We start from the raw sequence: 16,780 nt of genomic DNA, 5'->3' as shown, positions 1-16,780 counted from the left end.
AATAAAAAAACTAGAGAATATTCTCTAGTTTTATTTCTTAATTGTGTTTTATATATAAACTCAATTATTCTGCTATAGTTACGTTAGCAGCTTGAGGTCCTCTTGCTCCTTCAACTATTTCAAAGTTAACTGTTTGACCTTCTTCTAAAGATTTGAATCCTTCTTTTTGTATAGCTGAGAAATGTACGAATACATCATCTCCACCTTCTACAGATATAAATCCAAACCCTTTCTCATTGTTGAACCATTTAACTATTCCATTCATCATTTCGGAATCCTCCTAAAACCTTGTTACTAAATTTAACATTTATTAATGTTAAATTTAGTGTAACACACTTATATCTACATTACAATATTTTTATCTGCTATTTTTTAACAAACTTCTTCACTTTCTTCAAATTGGCTATTATATAAAGATGCATAAAATCCTCCATCTTTTAATAACTCTTCATGACTACCTTGTTCTACTATATCTCCATCTTTCATTACTAATATTAAATCTGCATCTCTTATAGTTGAAAGTCTATGTGCTATTATAAAGCTTGTTCTACCTTCCATAAGATTTTCCATAGCTTTTTGTATAAGAACTTCTGTACGAGTATCAACTGAACTTGTAGCTTCATCAAGTATAAGTATCTTAGGATCTGCTAAAATTGCACGGGCAATAGTTAAAAGTTGCTTTTGACCTTGAGATACATTACTAGCCTCTTCATTTAACTGCATATTGTACCCATCTGGAAGAGTTTTTACAAAGTGATGAACATGTGCAGATTTAGCTGCTTCTATAACTTCCTCATCACTTGCATCAAGTTTTGAATATCTTATATTTTCCATTATACTTCCATTAAATAACCAAGTATCTTGTAACACCATACCAAATAAGCTACGTAAATCACTTCTATTAAAATCTTTTATATTGTTTCCATCTATTAATATATCTCCGTCATTTACATCATAAAAACGCATTAATAGTTTAACTATAGTAGTTTTTCCTGCACCTGTTGGACCTACTATTGCTACTTTTTGCCCTGCTTTAATATTAGTTGTAAAATCATTTATTATAATTTTATCTTCACTATATCCAAATTTCACATTTTCAAAACTTACATCACCTTTAATATTTTCAACACTTACAGGTTTATCAATATTTTGTACTTCTTCTTCCTCATCTAAAAACTCAAATGCTCTTTCCGCAGCTGCTGCCATAGATTGCATAATATTAGCAACTTGAGCAGCTTGTGCTATTGGTTGGTTAAAGCTTCTTACATATTGTATAAAAGATAATATATCTCCAACTTCTATAGTTTTTTTAATTGTAAAATATCCCCCTAATATAGATACTAAAACATATCCTATATTTCCTATAAATGTCATCATCGGCATCATCATACCTGATAAAAATTGTGACTTCCAAGCTGAATTATATAATTGATCATTTAATTGATTAAATTCATTTATTGCTGCATTTTCTCCGTTAAAAGCTTTTACTATATTATGTCCACCATATATCTCTTCTACTTGCCCATTTACATGCCCTAAATATTCTTGTTGAGATTTAAAGTGTTTTTGAGATTTTTTAATAATAAATGAAATTATTATCATTGACATAGGAAGCACTAATAATGACACTATAGTCATTTGCCAACTTATAGATAACATCATTATAAGAACTCCTATTACAGTAGTTACTGATGTTATTATCTGAGTCATCGTTTGATTTAAGTTTTGGCTTAATGTGTCTATATCATTTGTTATTCTAGATAAAACTTCTCCATGAGTTCTTTTATCAAAGTAATTAAGTGGCATACGATTTATTTTTTCTGATATTTCTTTTCTTAATCTATAAGATACTTTTTGTGATATACCAGATGTTATAAATGATTGAACATATGAGAAAAGTGCACTAACTACATAAAGTACTAGTAACCCTGTAAGTACCTTACCTATATAGTTAAAGTTAATTCCGCCATTTCCTTCTCCACTAATTTTTCTTACTATTCCTTCAAATAATTCAGTAGTAGCATTTCCTAAAATCTTAGGCCCTACTATTGAAAACGCAGAACTTCCTATTGCAAATACTATAACTATTAGTATCGATAATCTATAAGGCTTTAGATAATCAAAAAGTTTTTTCATAGTGCCTTTAAAATCTTTTGCTTTTTCTGTTCCTCTCATACCACCCATAGGTCCACCGCTTCGACCTTTTGGCATGCTTTTGCTTTCATTACCCATTTGCAAGTTCCTCCTTTGAAAGTTGTGATAGGGCTATCTCATTGTATACTTCACAAGTTTTAAGAAGCTCTTCATGTTTTCCTATTCCAACAACCTTACCTTGGTCTAAAACTATAATTTGATCTGCATTTAATATAGTACTTATTCTTTGAGCAACAATAAGTACTGTTGAATTTCCTGTTTCTTCTCTTAAAGATTTTCTAAGTGCTGCATCAGTTTTTAAATCTAGTGCAGAGAAACTATCATCAAATATATATATTTCAGGATTTTTAGCTATAGCTCTAGCTATAGAAAGTCTTTGTTTTTGACCTCCTGATACATTTGTTCCGCCTTGGGCTATTTCACTTTCAAAACCTTTAGGCTTAACATTTATAAATTCACTTGCTTGAGCTATTTCAGCTGCTTTTTTAATTTCTTCTTCAGTTGCATCTTTTCTACCATATCTTAAGTTGGAATCTATTGTTCCAGAGAATAAAACTCCTTTTTGAGGAACATATCCTATTTTTTCTCTTAGTTTATGTTGATTTGCATCTTTAACATTTATTCCATCTACTAATATTTCACCTTCTGTTACATCATAAAAACGAGGAATTAAATTTATAAGTGTAGATTTACCTGAACCCGTACTACCTATAAATGCAGTAGTTTTTCCTGGTCTAGCTGTAAATGTTATATTACTTAAAACATCTTCTTCTGCATTTGGGTATCTAAAACTTACGTTTTTAAATTCAACTATACCTTTTTTATTTTCATTAAATTCTTTTGCATCTTTTTTATCTTTTATAGATAAATCAGTATTTATTACCTCATCTATACGATCCATAGAAACAACTGCACGTGGTAACATTACTGATACCATTGATATAAGTAAAAATGCCATTATGATTTGCATAGTATATTGTATAAATGCCATCATATCTCCAACTTGCATATTTCCTGAATCTATACTATGACCACCATTCCAAACAATGACAACAGTAATAACATTCATTATAAGCATCATAGTCGGCATCATCATAGACATTGCTCTATTTACAAATAAATTGGTTTTCATTAAATCAGTATTTGCTTTGTCAAATCTTTTTTCTTCATGTTTTTCTGTGCTAAATGCTCTTATTACTAACATTCCAGTAAGCATCTCACGAGTTACTAAGTTAACTCTATCTACAAGTTTTTGTACAGATTTAAACTTAGGCATAACTAATCCAAATAAAAGCAGTACTACAGATACTATTGCAAGAACTGCTACTCCGATTATCCATGCCATTGATGTATTTGTATTTAATACCTTTATAACTCCACCTATAGCAAGTATCGGTGCATAAAATACTATTCTAAGTAACATTACCATAAGCATTTGTACTTGTTGAATATCATTAGTACTACGAGTTATTAAAGACGCTGTAGAGAATTCATCCATTTCTTTATTTGAAAATGATACAACTTTTTCAAATACTTGCTTTCTTAAATTTCTACCAAGTTTTGCTGCTACTCTAGCCCCTAAATATCCTACTGCAACTGTAGCTACCATACTTATAAGAGCTATTCCTAGCATTATTGCTCCAGTTTTAAATATATAATTTGTCTGTAATTTATTTACATTAATACCAATAGCTTTATATTCAGCTTTTACATATCTAATTGCACTTTGACTTATCATGCTCTCTGGCATTTTATCAACTTTTTCCTCAAATCCTGATTTCATTTGATCTAAAGTTTTAGCAGGCATTGCTTTTAGTACTGATATTATATTTGTGTTAGGATCCACTGGTACTCCTGGTGGCATCATCTTTTTTAATATTTGTTCTTTATTTTGCTCAACACCAGAAAGCATTAACATTGATTTTCCCATTATAGGATCTAATTTATTAATTACTTCCTTATTTTTAGTGTTAAGTTCATAAAGTTTTTCGTTAATTTTACTATCTTTATATTCGCCTTTATTTAGTAATTTATAATTTCTCATTACTTCATTTTTATCTTTTTCGCTCATAAACATAGTAATTTTGTTCATTTCACTTTCTCTTATAACTTTTGGAACTGCATTTTTTATTCCACTTTGTTGTATACCAACATTTACTATATCAGATGTATAATCTGGTAAAGATAGGTCGCATGTGGCCTGAATCGCTAAAAGCACGATAATAAGCAACACTGAGCCTATTGAGTTTCTTAAATGTTTAATTAACTTAATCATTTTGCTCGTTCTCCCTTTTTGATATTAATTAGTTATGTTTTTATAATAATTATATTTTTATAATAATTATAAGTCAATAACTTTTTTAAATTGTATAAAGCATTATTTTAGTTTATAATAATAATATAATTATATATTCAAAGGAGTTTTTTTGTATGAGTAATATAGATTTAACTAAGATATCGGATGACTTATTCACTTTACTAATGCAATTAAATAGCAAAGTTTTTAATCAAGATAAAATGGTTAGATGTTCTCCCCTTCCTCAATCTCATGTAAAGGTTATATTCCATCTTTTTAATAATGGTTCATCTTCTATATCTGATATAGCTTCTAAACTTGAAATTTCAAAACCTAATATGACACCTGTTATAGACAAGCTTTTAAGTGAAGGTTTAGTATACAGAAAAGAAGATCCTAATGATAGAAGAATAGTTAGAATAGATTTAACTCAAAAAGCTCATGATATGGCTGTAGAGCATAAAAAAAGACTTAAAGATATACTTTTATCTAAATTGATGACACTTTCAGATGAAGATTTAGTTTCAATGGAAGATTTAGTTTCTAATCTTGCAAAGATAATATCAAAAATAAAATAAAAAGAGAACTCATATGAGTTCTCTTTTTATTTTATTGAATGTGTTTTAATTATTTCTCTTCCTAAGCTTACTTCGCTAACTTCTTTGTTATTAAATATACTAAGCCTAAACTCTAAACTAAATTCTTCAAATTTGCATCTGTATTTATCTAATTGCCATTGCCCACAAGAATTACTTCCAAGTCCATTTTGTTTATAATCTATATTTAATACTATATAATCTCTTTTTACTAAATCTATAGTGTGCTTAGCATACTCTAAATCATTTGATTCATAATAAGATGCACTAAAGTCAAACTTATCATTAGCTACAGCCATAAGACTTATTCCTCTATCATTTCTTAAACTAACCCATGAACAGTCACTTCTATTTCCATTTTCTTGAGGCTTTACATAATTTGTAAATAACTTATCTATATTACTTTCATATACTCCAAATAAATTAGCTTCTTTACTATCAGGATATGATTCTCCTGGACCTCTTCCTTTATACGTTACGATTTCTAAATCTTTATTTATATTCATTTTTACACCTATTCTAGGTATCATATTAGGTGCATTTTCTATTTTACCACTAGGTATACCACTAACTTTAATTAATATATCTCCACTTCCAAATACTTTATATTCATATTTAGATTTATAATGCCAAGATGAGTTCGTTGTACCATTTATAACATCTACATTAAATGTCAATACATTATTTTTTACACTGTATTTAACATCTCTTACAACTTCATGCATTAAGTGCATAAAATATTTTTCTTTATAATCTTTTAATATATGCATGTCATTGTCTATGGGTGCTCTCCAAAAATTAAGCTTTGGACCTTTCTCAACTATTTTATAATTATCTTTGACAATTTCTATAATATTTCCTTTTACCAGATCAAATACAACTTTAAATTCGTCCCCTTTTGCTATTAATTTATAATTATCTTTAATTATTTCTAAACTTGAATTTGGATATATTTTTAATTTTTCTATTTTTATAGGCAATTCAAATTGAGCTGTTGCTAATTCATAATTAGCCTTTGCCCAATTCAAATCATTTTTTAATACATAAGATATATTTAAATAGTAAGTTGCTCCACTAATTTTCTTAAAATCTAAATTATAAGGTATTTTTATTTGTTTAGATTTTTTTCCTGGAATATCAGGCATACTCAATCTACCACTTTTTATGACTTTATTATCTTCTTTTATATTGTATATTAAATCTAGTGTATTTAAATTTTTAAAATCATATCTATTTATAACTTTAATTATTCCATTTTCTAAATCTATACTAATAGTTTCTACAGGCTCTATTACCTTTTTATATTCTAAAAGCCCTGGTGATATACTTCTATCTGGCATTAAAAGCCCATCTATACAAAAATTTGTGTTGTTTGGATCATCGTTAAAATCTCCACCATATTTATAGTAAATTTCTCCTTTCTCATTTACACTTTGTATACCATGATCAAACCATTCCCATACAAATCCACCTTGTAACTTATCATATTTATAAAATAAATTTTGATATTCTTTTAAATTACCTGGTCCATTTCCCATTGCATGTGCATATTCACATAGTATGTGTGGTTTTTTTATATCATTTATTATCTTGTCCATTAATTTATTATCTTCATGTTCTATCCAAGTGTACATAGTACTATAAACCTCAGATACTGGACCGCATTTATCATCTATTTTAAAATCGCCTTCATAGTGTATTATTCTGGTAGGATCTAGTTCTTTGCACTTTTTTGCCATAGACCTAAAATTACATCCAAAAGATGATTCATTTCCAAGTGACCACATCAATATACAAGGATGATTTTTATCTCTTTTAATCATACGTTCAATTCTACTTACATAAGCTAGCTCCCAATTTTTATCATCACTTATCCAAGAGTAATTATCTGTTAATTCAAAACCATGACACTCTAAGTCAGCTTCATCTATTACATACATTCCATATTCATCACATAATTCATAAAAATACTCAGAATTTGGGTAATGTGATGTTCTTATAGCATTTATATTATGTTGCTTCATTAATATTATATCTTTTTCAATCTCATCTTTAGCTACAACCCTTCCATTTTTAGGGTTGTAATCATGCCTATTAACTCCTTTAAGTTTAATTATAACTCCATTTACAGTAAATACTTCGCCTTTTATCTCTATTTTCCTAAATCCAACTTTTTGAGGTATAACTTGAATTAATTTTTTATTTTTATCATATACACTTATAATTAATGTATATAAATTCGGATCTTCAGCTGTCCATTTCAATGGATTTTTAACGATTTTACTAAAACTTAATTTATTTTTTGTATCTAAAATATCTTTAAAAACAGTATTTTTATTTTTATCTAATAATTCAAATTCTAAATTTTGACTGTCAAACATTCTAAATTTTAGATTTACATTTAATATTGCATCTTCATAACTATCATCTAACTCTGTATTTATAGTTAAATCTTCAATTCCATATAAAGGTTCTGTAAAAATTTCTACATCTCTAAATATTCCACTTAACCACCACATATCTTGATCTTCTAAGTAAGTTCCATCACTCCACTGATAAACTCTTACAGTACATTCATTTTCTCCAAGTCTAATATAATTATTAATATCAAATTCAGACTGTATCCTAGCTCCTTTACTGTATCCTACTTCTTTCCCATTTATCCATACATTATACGCCGAATCTACTCCATTAAATTTAATAATTATTCTTTCATTCATCCAAGATTTATCTATATTAAATTTCCTTTTATATATACCTGTTGGATTTTCAGTCGGAACATATGGAGGGTTTATAGGAAAATTATAACAAAGATCTGAATAATGCATGTTACCATATCCTTGTAGTTGCCAATTACCAGGCACTACAATTTCATCCCATGAATCTGTATTAAAATCTTCTTTATAAAAATCTTTTGGTGAATATTCTGGCGCGCCTAAAAACAAAAATTTCCAATTTCCATTTAAACTTTTAAAATTGTAAGTATATTTTTTATCTCCTATTAAAGCTAACTCCTTTGATGGAAAACTTAAAAAATGAGCCCTTGATTCTAATCTATTAATTCCATCTATATGTATATTCTCCCACAATTTCATTTAAATCCCCCTAACTACTAATAAAATTTATCTATATGTTTATAATATTATTTCTATTTAATTTATATATTAATTTGATATAACCTTCATATAAGTTCATTTTTTTCTAAACTTATATTTTTTGTAAAAAAAAATGTCTATAAGTTTTACTTATAGACACTCTTATTATGTTTTATATATCTATTCTACTGTTATAGCACTTACAGGACATCCTTCTTGTGCTTCTACTGCACTTTCTTCTAATTCAGCTGATATTTCTGTATCTACAGCAACTGCTAATCCATCATCATCCATTTCAAATACTTCTGGGCATATTCCTGCACATGCTCCACATCCGATACATATATTTTTATCTACAAATGCTTTCATCTTTAGTTCCTCCAAAATTTTTAGTCAATTATTTTTAATATATTTATTATTTACCTCAAAATAGTTAGTTTTAAACATAAAATATTTTTAGCATTTCTATACACACTATTTAGATTAATTGACAATAAATTTACATAATATTATAATATTACTTAATTTAAAGGTATTATAAGGAAAGGTAAATTATATGAAGCAATCAAATAATATGAAACAAACTATTTTATTAGCTGCATCTGAACTTATAACTAAAAACGGAATTAAAAATACAAGTCTTGCCGATATATCTAAATTTGTAGGCATAAGCAAAGGTACACTCTATTATTATTACTCTTCAAAAAATGATTTAATATATGATATCGCTGATATGCATTTATCTGTAATAACTAGTTCAGTATTAGACTGTGTTCAAAATATCGAATCTACTCATTCAAAGGAAGACTTAATCAGTTCAATAATGGATAAAATATCTACCATAGGCGGAAGAGGTAGAATACATATGTATATTCTTTGTGAAGCTATAACTTCTAATGAAGATCTTAGACATAGAATACGAAATAATTATATAAAATGGAGAGATACCTTAAAGTCAGAAATAGAAAAAACAAATGCTAAAAATTCAGATTCATTGTCTTTTTTATTAGTCTCTATAGTCGATGGATTAGTAGTTCAAAGCCTTCTTAAAACTGAAAAAATCCCTTTTGAAAATATAGCTTCATTTTTAGTAAATCATTGGTATTAAAAAAACTCTAAATATGTATTTAGGGTTTTTTTGTCTTAATTTCTCGAACAAACTTTTTATTATTTTCATATTATATGTAGTACCTAAAGTACAAATATGTTTTATGGAGGTTAATATGGCTAAAAAAGTTTTTATAGATCCAGGTCATGGTGGCAACGATAATGGAGCTTCTGGAGTTAATAATCTATTAGAAAAAAATATAAACTTAGCTGTTTCAAAAAAAGTGTTCAATTTACTAAAAGTTCAAGGTTTAGATGTTTTATTAAGTAGAGATAATGATTCTACACTTTCACTAGATTCTAGAACTAATGCTGCTAATAAATGGGATGCAGATTGTTATATTGCTATACACTGTAACTCATTTGATGGTAATTCTAAAGGTTTAGAAACATATAGTTACACAACTAAAACTAATGATTTAGCAAGTTATATTCATGATGAAATATTAAAATCTAAGTCCTACACTCAAAATAGAGGAGTTAAAACTGCTAATTTCCATGTTTTAAGAAACAGTAATATGCGTTCTTGCTTAGTAGAACTTGCATTTATCGACAATGAATTAGACGCTAAATTATTAAAAGAAAATCAAAATGAATTTGCAGTCGCAATTGCAAGAGGTATATGTAATTACTTAGGTGTAAAATATGATTCTTCAAATCCTGTTCCCTCAGAGAAATCAAATGTTCCAGTTGAAAACTCAAATACATTTTATAGAGTAGTTTGTGGTTCTTTTAATAACCGAATTTATGCAGAAGAAATGGTTGAATCCTTAAAATCCAAAGGTTATAATGATGTATTTATAGATGTATTTGTAAAAAAATAATTTTAATATGAAAAGGGTATCTAATTAGATACCCTTTGGCTTTTTATATAAATTCTATATCTATAGGAACTTGTATTATTATTTGTTTTCTTTGATTCCAAATTTTATAATCTTTTATAATATTCCCTTTTATCTTTTTATACACTGGTCTTACTTTTGTCTTTGATTTGTTAAGTGCATCTTCTTCACTTACTTTTTTATATCCATTTAAATTAATCTTGACATTATAATTTATTAAGTCTATTTCATCTTTTGATAGTACTAAATTATAATTAGTTTTATATTTAATATTATCATGTAAAGTTTCATAATTCCCTTTTACTATATTTTCACTTATTTTTTCAAAATATAAATCATAATAATCAAGTGAATTTATATTTATACTAAATATTACTATTATAACCATACTTACTATAAATATTTTTATAAATTTAAACATACTTTCACCTCTAAAGATAAATTTATCTTTATTGTTTGTAGTTTAATAGTTATTATTTGTATTTTTTTTGTTTAAATTTAAAATCTTTCTCTATTAATTTTAACACTATAAAATCAGATGCTTCTAAAACTATAAGTATTAAAAATAATTTTGGTTTGTTTATAAGTGTTAATATGTATAGTATAGGCGTAGTTACTATAGTAAATAACCCTAGTTTAGCTAAATCACTAAACTTATCATCTATATCTTCATATGATTTTAAAAGGTTATCAAATAATTCATCTATGTTTATATTTTTAGCTATTATCAATAAGTTTATGAAACGATCTATTATTACTACTATCCAAAATATATGACCTAAATAATCGTATAATATAGTATATATAGGTATATATAAAACCTCTCTCCATAAAATTAATTTTAATAAAATTTCATCACCTTTGTTGCCCATACGCTTATGCTCCTTTTTAAATTTCATAAAGTATATTATAGTACAACTTTATATAATAATTCAAATTTATTTACTCTTTATTAATACTTTTGAATTATATCTGATTTAGTGTTATACTATAAATCTAATTTAGTAATAATATATAAAAAAGGAGTAAAAAATGAACAAACTTAAAGACATAAATTTAGATTCAAATTTAGTTAAAGCATTACAAAAACAAGGCATAAACAATTTAAATAAAGTCCAATCTCTTGTTTTTGAAGATATAAAAAATCATAAAGATTTAATAGTACAATCCCAAACAGGAAGTGGTAAAACTCTAGCTTATTTACTTCCTTTATTTGAAAAAATAGATACTACTAAAAGAGAAACTCAAGTTATTGTTTTAGCTCCAACACATGAACTTGTTATGCAAATAGTAAGTCAAGTTAAGTTACTTTCTCAAAATTCTAACATGAATGTTACTACATTACCTTTAATGGGTGAAGTTAATATACAAAAACAAATAAAAAATATAAAAGATATTAAACCTCATATAGTAGTTGGTACTACTGGAAGAATACTTGATTTAATAAAACAGAGAAAATTAAAGGTACATACTGTGAAAACTATAGTTTTAGATGAAGCAGATAATTTACTTGTTGGAAAAAATACAAATACTGTTAAAGATATCATTAAATGTACTCTAAGAGATAGACAATTATTAGCATTTTCTGCTAGTACTAATTCTAAATGCATTGATACATTAAAAGAAATAATGAAAGATCCTAAAGTATTAAATACTACACCTAATACAATAGTTAATAAAAATATAAATCATATGTATTTATTGGTTGATAAAAGAGATAAATTTAAACTTCTTAGAAAATCATTAGCTGCTGTAAATCCTAAAAAAGCCATAGTATTTGTAAATAATGAAGAAAGCATAGAAACTATAAATGAAAAACTAAATTTTCATAATAGAAACTCAGTTTGTATATACGGAAAAATGACTAAAGAAGATAGAAAAAATGCTTTATATAAATTTAAGACAGGTAAAGCTAAGGTCTTAGTTTCATCAGACTTATCAGCTAGAGGACTTGATATTAAAGATGTGACTCATGTGTTTAATTTAGACTTCCCAGTTAGTAGTAGTGAGTATATTCATAGATGCGGAAGAACTGCTAGAGGAAATAACAAAGGAGATACAATATCTATAGTCACTCATAAAGAATTAGGTGCTATAAGAGTATTATCAAAAGAATTTAATATAAATATAAAACACAAAGACTTATTTGAAGGTAAGTTAATAGACTTTAAAAAATAAAAACCCTCTTTATTGAGGGTTTTTATTTTTTATTCTTTTTCATATGTTGATATGCTTTTAAAGTTCCCATTTTAGAGTGTTCAAATGTAAGTCCACCTTGGAAATAAACATTATATGGAGGCTTTATTGGTGCATCTGCACTTAACTCTATAGATGAACCTTGTATAAATGCACCTGCTGCCATTATAACTTCACTATCATATCCAGGCATAGCCCATGGCTCTGGTTTTACATATGAGTCAACTGGTGCAGCTGCTTGTACTCCTTGACAAAATGCTATAACTTCTTCTGCATTATTTAATCTTACACATTGTATTATATCACTTCTTAAATCATCATATTTAGGAAGAACATCATATCCTAATTTTTCAAACATTCTAGAACAGAATATTGCACCCATTAAAGCTTGAGAAACTATATATGGTGCTAGAAAAAATCCTTGTAAAACTGTTCTACTAGTTCCAAATGTAAGTCCACATTCTTTCCCTATTCCTGGAGATGTAAGTCTATATGATATAAGTTCTACTAGTTCTTTTTTCCCAACTATATATCCACCAGTTAAAGCAAGTCCTCCACCTGGATTTTTTATTAATGAACCTGCCATTATATCAGCACCTACATCTGTTGGTTCTTTAGTTTCTATAAACTCACCATAACAATTATCAACCATTACTATAACTTCTGGTTTTATATTTTTTACAGTATCTATAATTTCTTTTATATCAGCTATTGTTAAAGATTTTCTCCAAGAATACCCTTTAGATCTTTGTATCATAACTAATTTAGTTTTATCATTTATTTTTTCTTTTATTCCTTTTAAATCAACTTCTCCATTTTCTAAAAAGTCAACTTGATTATATGTAACTCCAAACTCTTTTAAAGATCCTTTTTCTTCTCTTATCCCTATAACACCTTCTAATGTATCATACGGTTTACCTGTAACTGATAAAATTTCATCCCCAGGTCTTACTATACCTTGTAAACAAAGTGTTAAAGCATGAGTTCCATTAACTATTATAGGTCTTACTATAGCATCTTCTGTATTAAATACTTTTGAGTATATTTCTTCTATTTTTTCACGGCCTATATCATTGTACCCATACCCTGTAGTCCAGTTAAAATGATTATCACTTAAATTAGCTTCTTGCATGGCCTTTAAAACTTTGTATTGATTATATTCTCTTACTTCTTTTATTTCTTCAAATCTGTCTTTTATATCATCCATAACTTCATTAGACAGATTAAATATTTCATCATCTAATTCATAGAAATTTTTTAGTAAATCTTTAGTTTCATTAAGCATTTTATCACCTGTTTCTTATAGTATTAAATTAACATTTGAATTTTATCATATATGTAATATTAGTGCAAGTTTAGCGTATTTCTTACAATAAAATAAGGCCTTTAACTGGCCTTATCTTTATTTTACAAATTGATTTATAAAATTTATCATCATTAATTTAAATATTCCACTATAATCAACTACTTGTGCTATTTTTTGATTATTAGCTGCTTCATGATTAAAATTAGCTATCTTAAAACCTAAATATTCATTATTTTTTTCAATAATATATCCAAAATCTCTTACCTGAGAAATTTCTAAATCTCCCATATCTATGTTTATATCTTTAACCACTTCTTTATTTGCACATAAAATTTCTTCAGTAGATGAACTTGATTCTAATCCAAATACAGTATATAAGCTATTTTTCTCTAGTGCATTTAATAAAGTTTTTTCATTTAGATCACAATTATTTAAAGTTTGATTATCTTCTTTTACAAAAAGTCTATCTGTAAGTGTGCTTTTTCTCATAACTAAAGGAATTAAACTAGAATCTAATTCATCATCTAAATTTTCTCTAGTTGTTTCTATAAATGATTTTAAATCAAACTTTTTAGCTTCTATTTTTAATATATTTAAATTTTCTATATTTTCCTTTGGTATATATTTTACTACATTTTGAAATACATCGTATATATCACATATTTCATATCCTCTTTTTATATAACTTGATTTTACACCATATTCTTCATCAAAATCATTTAAAAGTTTATTTAACTCTTCTTTAGTTTCAACATCTTTTATACTAGTTACTAATGGTATAATCTTATTTGGTTTCATTAAAAACGTTTCAAGAGGTTTTATAATTTCATTAGCTTCATTTATATCTTCTTGTTCAAATGCACATTCTATACCATCTTCAAGAAAAGCTACTTCAACTTCCATTTCATATTCTTCTTCATTTATAGTATTTGAACCAACTGGACATAGTACTATAAGTTTACTTTTATCGTATACATACCCAAACGAATATGATATCTCTAAATTCCTACTCATCTTGCTTCTCCTTAATTTTGTCTAATTTTATATTATTAATTTTCTTATTAATTCTATATTAACAATCTATCTTATTTATTATATCATCTAGTATTATTTATTAAAACCTTAATATGTTTCTTAATTTATTATACATTTATAGGTATTTCATAAATTTATAATATACTTATCTTAAATAATAAAATAGGAATATTTTAATTAAAAAGGTAATGCTGATTCATTTAATGCAACTTTATCATCATTTTTAAATATATCTATTCCATTAAACTGATTCTTGCCCTGTTTTAATAAGTTTATATTATAAGTAATAACTTTAGCTATGTATTTATTTTTACCTTCTTTATCTTTATATTCATCTATTCTAAGTTCTCCTGTAAGAGAAATTAAACTTCCTTTTTTTAATTTATTTATACAAATTTCAACAGCTTCTTTCCACGCTTCAATTTTTATAAAATCTGTTTTTTGATATTTACTATCCTTTTTTATCTTTCTATCAACTGCTAGTATAAAATTAGCAACTGGAATTCCTTTTTCTCCTATATATTTTATCTCTGGGTCTTTAGTTAATCTTCCTACTAAAATAATACTATTCAATACATTCCCTCCTTTATATTATATAAATTTAATTATAGACAGTCATTAGTTCACTTATACAAATATTTTTTAATACAATATTTATATGATATAATCTAAAATATACAAAACTTTGAAGGGTGATTTTTATGAATAAAAAAAATAATTTGTTATCTAAAGTGTTAAATCTACTTGGAATATCTAAAAATCAAATATCTGATGAGATTAGAGTAGCACCTAAAGAATTACCTATAGCTTATATAGATGTTTTAAATGTAGGTATTATAGAGGCTGAACTTTATCCTCATATAGCCCCAAATACAGTAAACAATTTTATTCATCTAGCTAATAGTAATTTTTATAATGGCTTAACATTTCATAGAGTTGTTAAAAACTTTGTTATACAAGGTGGATGTCCTGAAGGATCAGGTATGGGTGGTCCTGGATATACAATAGAAGGTGAGTTTACTAAAAACAAATTTAAAAATGATTTAAAACATACAGAAGGGGTTTTATCAATGGCTAGAAGTCAGTATAAAAATAGTGCTGGTAGCCAATTTTTTATTGTAACTAAATCATCACCCCACCTTAATGGTAAATATGCTGGTTTTGGAAAAGTAATAAAAAACCTTGATTTAGTACATAAAATAGAAGATTTAGGCTCTAAAGGGGAAACATTTATAATAAATTCTATAAAAGTTGATACTAAAGGTATAACTTATAATGAGCCTATAAAATACAAAAAATAAAAAAGCCACAATTTGTGACTTTTTTTATTTTTATATATCTAATTTATTTTTCTTCTTTTTTAAAATATTCAAACCATATATTAACTATTTCTGAAGTTTTTAAACTCTCTAATTTTTTTCTAGTTATTGGATGTCTCCTTACGTTTACAGAATGTAAATCTCTTATTAATTGGCTTTTCATAAAATTTCCCCCCTTAGTTAAATATAAATCTTTTATTAATATATATGTACTTGTGAAAAATTTTATGACTAAATTTATTAAAATAAAAAGAGTCTGTTTTTACAGACTCTTTAATATTACTTAACTATTTCTACTCTACCACTTTCAAAAGCCTTAACAGGTCCTTCTACAACTTTTATAGATTCATTAGATTCTAAATTTGTAAATATAACTGGACTTATTGATGATTTAGCATTGGCTTCTATAAATGGTAAATCCATTTTAACCAATTTATCTCCAGCCTTAACTTCATCACCTACATTTACAAATACTTCAAATCCTTCTCCTTTTAAATTTACAGTATCTATACCTAAATGTATAAGTACTTCTTTCCCCTCTTTAGATTCTATTATTACAGCATGCTTTGTTTCAAAGATTACTCCCACTTTACCGTCTACAGGAGATACTATAATACCATCAGTTGATTTTATAGCAAAACCATCACCCATCATCTTAGTTGAAAATACCTCATCTGGAACTTTAGTTATTTCTAATAATTCTCCATTTGTAGGTGATACTATCCCTTTAGATTCTTCTTGTTTTGACTTTTTAAATATATCAAATATGCCCATAATGTACACTCCTTAGTATTAGATTACGTTTTCATGAACAAAATAAAATTAAATTTAATT

At 26.5% G+C, this 16,780-nt stretch carries 17 protein-coding genes; 5 read left to right on the top strand and 12 right to left on the bottom strand.

Annotated elements, in window-relative coordinates; translation table 11 throughout:
• Window positions 1–64: 64 nt before the first annotated feature.
• The 3 genes from cspD to H8891_RS03480 form a co-directional block, all read right to left on the bottom strand.
• Complete coding sequence (cspD, locus tag H8891_RS03490; RefSeq protein WP_147544968.1) at window positions 65–268, bottom strand: cold-shock protein CspD; 204 nt, start codon at window positions 266–268, stop codon at window positions 65–67.
• A gap of 104 nt (window positions 269–372) precedes the next feature.
• Window positions 373–2,232, bottom strand: a complete 1,860-nt coding sequence (locus H8891_RS03485) for an ABC transporter ATP-binding protein (protein ID WP_330604942.1) — start codon at window positions 2,230–2,232, stop codon at window positions 373–375.
• On the bottom strand, window positions 2,225–4,429 hold the full coding sequence (locus tag H8891_RS03480; RefSeq protein WP_187005204.1) for an ABC transporter ATP-binding protein: 2,205 nt from the start codon (window positions 4,427–4,429) through the stop codon (window positions 2,225–2,227). Before H8891_RS03480 ends, H8891_RS03485 begins: the two co-directional genes overlap by 8 nt.
• 155 nt (window positions 4,430–4,584) lie before the next feature.
• Here H8891_RS03480 and H8891_RS03475 point away from each other — a divergent pair, with 155 nt between their 5' ends.
• Window positions 4,585–5,028 (top strand): MarR family winged helix-turn-helix transcriptional regulator, encoded by a 444-nt coding sequence (locus H8891_RS03475; protein ID WP_187005203.1) that lies wholly within the window; start codon window positions 4,585–4,587, stop codon window positions 5,026–5,028.
• A gap of 26 nt (window positions 5,029–5,054) precedes the next feature.
• On the opposite strand, the gene ebgA is transcribed toward H8891_RS03475, so the two are convergent.
• The gene (gene ebgA / locus H8891_RS03470; protein ID WP_187005202.1) at window positions 5,055–8,141 is read right to left on the bottom strand and encodes a beta-galactosidase subunit alpha; all 3,087 of its coding nucleotides are present in this window, start codon (window positions 8,139–8,141) and stop codon (window positions 5,055–5,057) included.
• 180 nt (window positions 8,142–8,321) lie between these two features.
• Window positions 8,322–8,510 (bottom strand): ferredoxin, encoded by a 189-nt coding sequence (locus H8891_RS03465; RefSeq protein ID WP_187005201.1) that lies wholly within the window; start codon window positions 8,508–8,510, stop codon window positions 8,322–8,324.
• A 205-nt stretch (window positions 8,511–8,715) separates the two neighbouring features.
• On the opposite strand from H8891_RS03465, the gene H8891_RS03460 reads away from it, so the two are divergent.
• Together H8891_RS03460 and H8891_RS03455 are read left to right on the top strand one after the other, a co-directional pair.
• Window positions 8,716–9,249: a TetR/AcrR family transcriptional regulator gene (locus H8891_RS03460; protein WP_243207753.1), complete on the top strand. Its 534-nt coding sequence runs from the start codon at window positions 8,716–8,718 to the stop codon at window positions 9,247–9,249.
• A 115-nt stretch (window positions 9,250–9,364) separates the two neighbouring features.
• Window positions 9,365–10,072: an N-acetylmuramoyl-L-alanine amidase gene (locus H8891_RS03455; RefSeq protein WP_187005200.1), complete on the top strand. Its 708-nt coding sequence runs from the start codon at window positions 9,365–9,367 to the stop codon at window positions 10,070–10,072.
• Between the two features lie 43 nt (window positions 10,073–10,115).
• Here the strand turns inward: H8891_RS03455 and H8891_RS03450 are convergent, their stop codons facing one another.
• Together H8891_RS03450 and H8891_RS03445 are read right to left on the bottom strand one after the other, a co-directional pair.
• On the bottom strand, window positions 10,116–10,511 hold the full coding sequence (locus H8891_RS03450; protein WP_187005199.1) for a hypothetical protein: 396 nt from the start codon (window positions 10,509–10,511) through the stop codon (window positions 10,116–10,118).
• A gap of 52 nt (window positions 10,512–10,563) precedes the next feature.
• The gene (locus tag H8891_RS03445) at window positions 10,564–10,962 is read right to left on the bottom strand and encodes a hypothetical protein (protein ID WP_187005198.1); all 399 of its coding nucleotides are present in this window, start codon (window positions 10,960–10,962) and stop codon (window positions 10,564–10,566) included.
• A 160-nt stretch (window positions 10,963–11,122) separates the two neighbouring features.
• Here H8891_RS03445 and H8891_RS03440 point away from each other — a divergent pair, with 160 nt between their 5' ends.
• Entirely contained in the window at window positions 11,123–12,268 is a 1,146-nt protein-coding gene (locus H8891_RS03440; RefSeq protein ID WP_187005197.1) for a DEAD/DEAH box helicase, read from the top strand.
• Window positions 12,269–12,290: 22 nt separating this feature from the next.
• Here H8891_RS03440 and H8891_RS03435 read toward each other — a convergent pair whose 3' ends face one another.
• The 3 genes from H8891_RS03435 to H8891_RS03425 form a co-directional block, all read right to left on the bottom strand.
• On the bottom strand, window positions 12,291–13,571 hold the full coding sequence (locus H8891_RS03435) for a methionine gamma-lyase family protein (protein WP_187005196.1): 1,281 nt from the start codon (window positions 13,569–13,571) through the stop codon (window positions 12,291–12,293).
• Between the two features lie 117 nt (window positions 13,572–13,688).
• A complete protein-coding gene (locus H8891_RS03430) occupies window positions 13,689–14,606 on the bottom strand; it encodes a hypothetical protein (RefSeq protein ID WP_187005195.1) in 918 nt (305 codons plus the stop codon).
• A gap of 198 nt (window positions 14,607–14,804) precedes the next feature.
• Complete coding sequence (locus H8891_RS03425) at window positions 14,805–15,200, bottom strand: single-stranded DNA-binding protein (protein WP_187005194.1); 396 nt, start codon at window positions 15,198–15,200, stop codon at window positions 14,805–14,807.
• Window positions 15,201–15,328: 128 nt separating this feature from the next.
• On the opposite strand from H8891_RS03425, the gene H8891_RS03420 reads away from it, so the two are divergent.
• Window positions 15,329–15,928: a peptidylprolyl isomerase gene (locus tag H8891_RS03420; protein ID WP_187005193.1), complete on the top strand. Its 600-nt coding sequence runs from the start codon at window positions 15,329–15,331 to the stop codon at window positions 15,926–15,928.
• Window positions 15,929–15,971: 43 nt separating this feature from the next.
• Here H8891_RS03420 and H8891_RS03415 read toward each other — a convergent pair whose 3' ends face one another.
• Both H8891_RS03415 and H8891_RS03410 read right to left on the bottom strand, forming a co-directional pair.
• Complete coding sequence (locus H8891_RS03415) at window positions 15,972–16,109, bottom strand: DUF2639 domain-containing protein (RefSeq protein WP_147544996.1); 138 nt, start codon at window positions 16,107–16,109, stop codon at window positions 15,972–15,974.
• Window positions 16,110–16,225: 116 nt separating this feature from the next.
• Window positions 16,226–16,720 (bottom strand): PTS sugar transporter subunit IIA, encoded by a 495-nt coding sequence (locus H8891_RS03410; RefSeq protein WP_147544999.1) that lies wholly within the window; start codon window positions 16,718–16,720, stop codon window positions 16,226–16,228.
• Window positions 16,721–16,780: the final 60 nt, after the last annotated feature.

The sequence above is a fragment of the Paeniclostridium hominis genome, assembly GCF_014306135.1.
Taxonomy (GTDB): Bacteria; Bacillota; Clostridia; order Peptostreptococcales; family Peptostreptococcaceae; genus Paraclostridium; species Paraclostridium hominis.
This window is presented reverse-complemented; position numbering and strand designations above follow the sequence as displayed.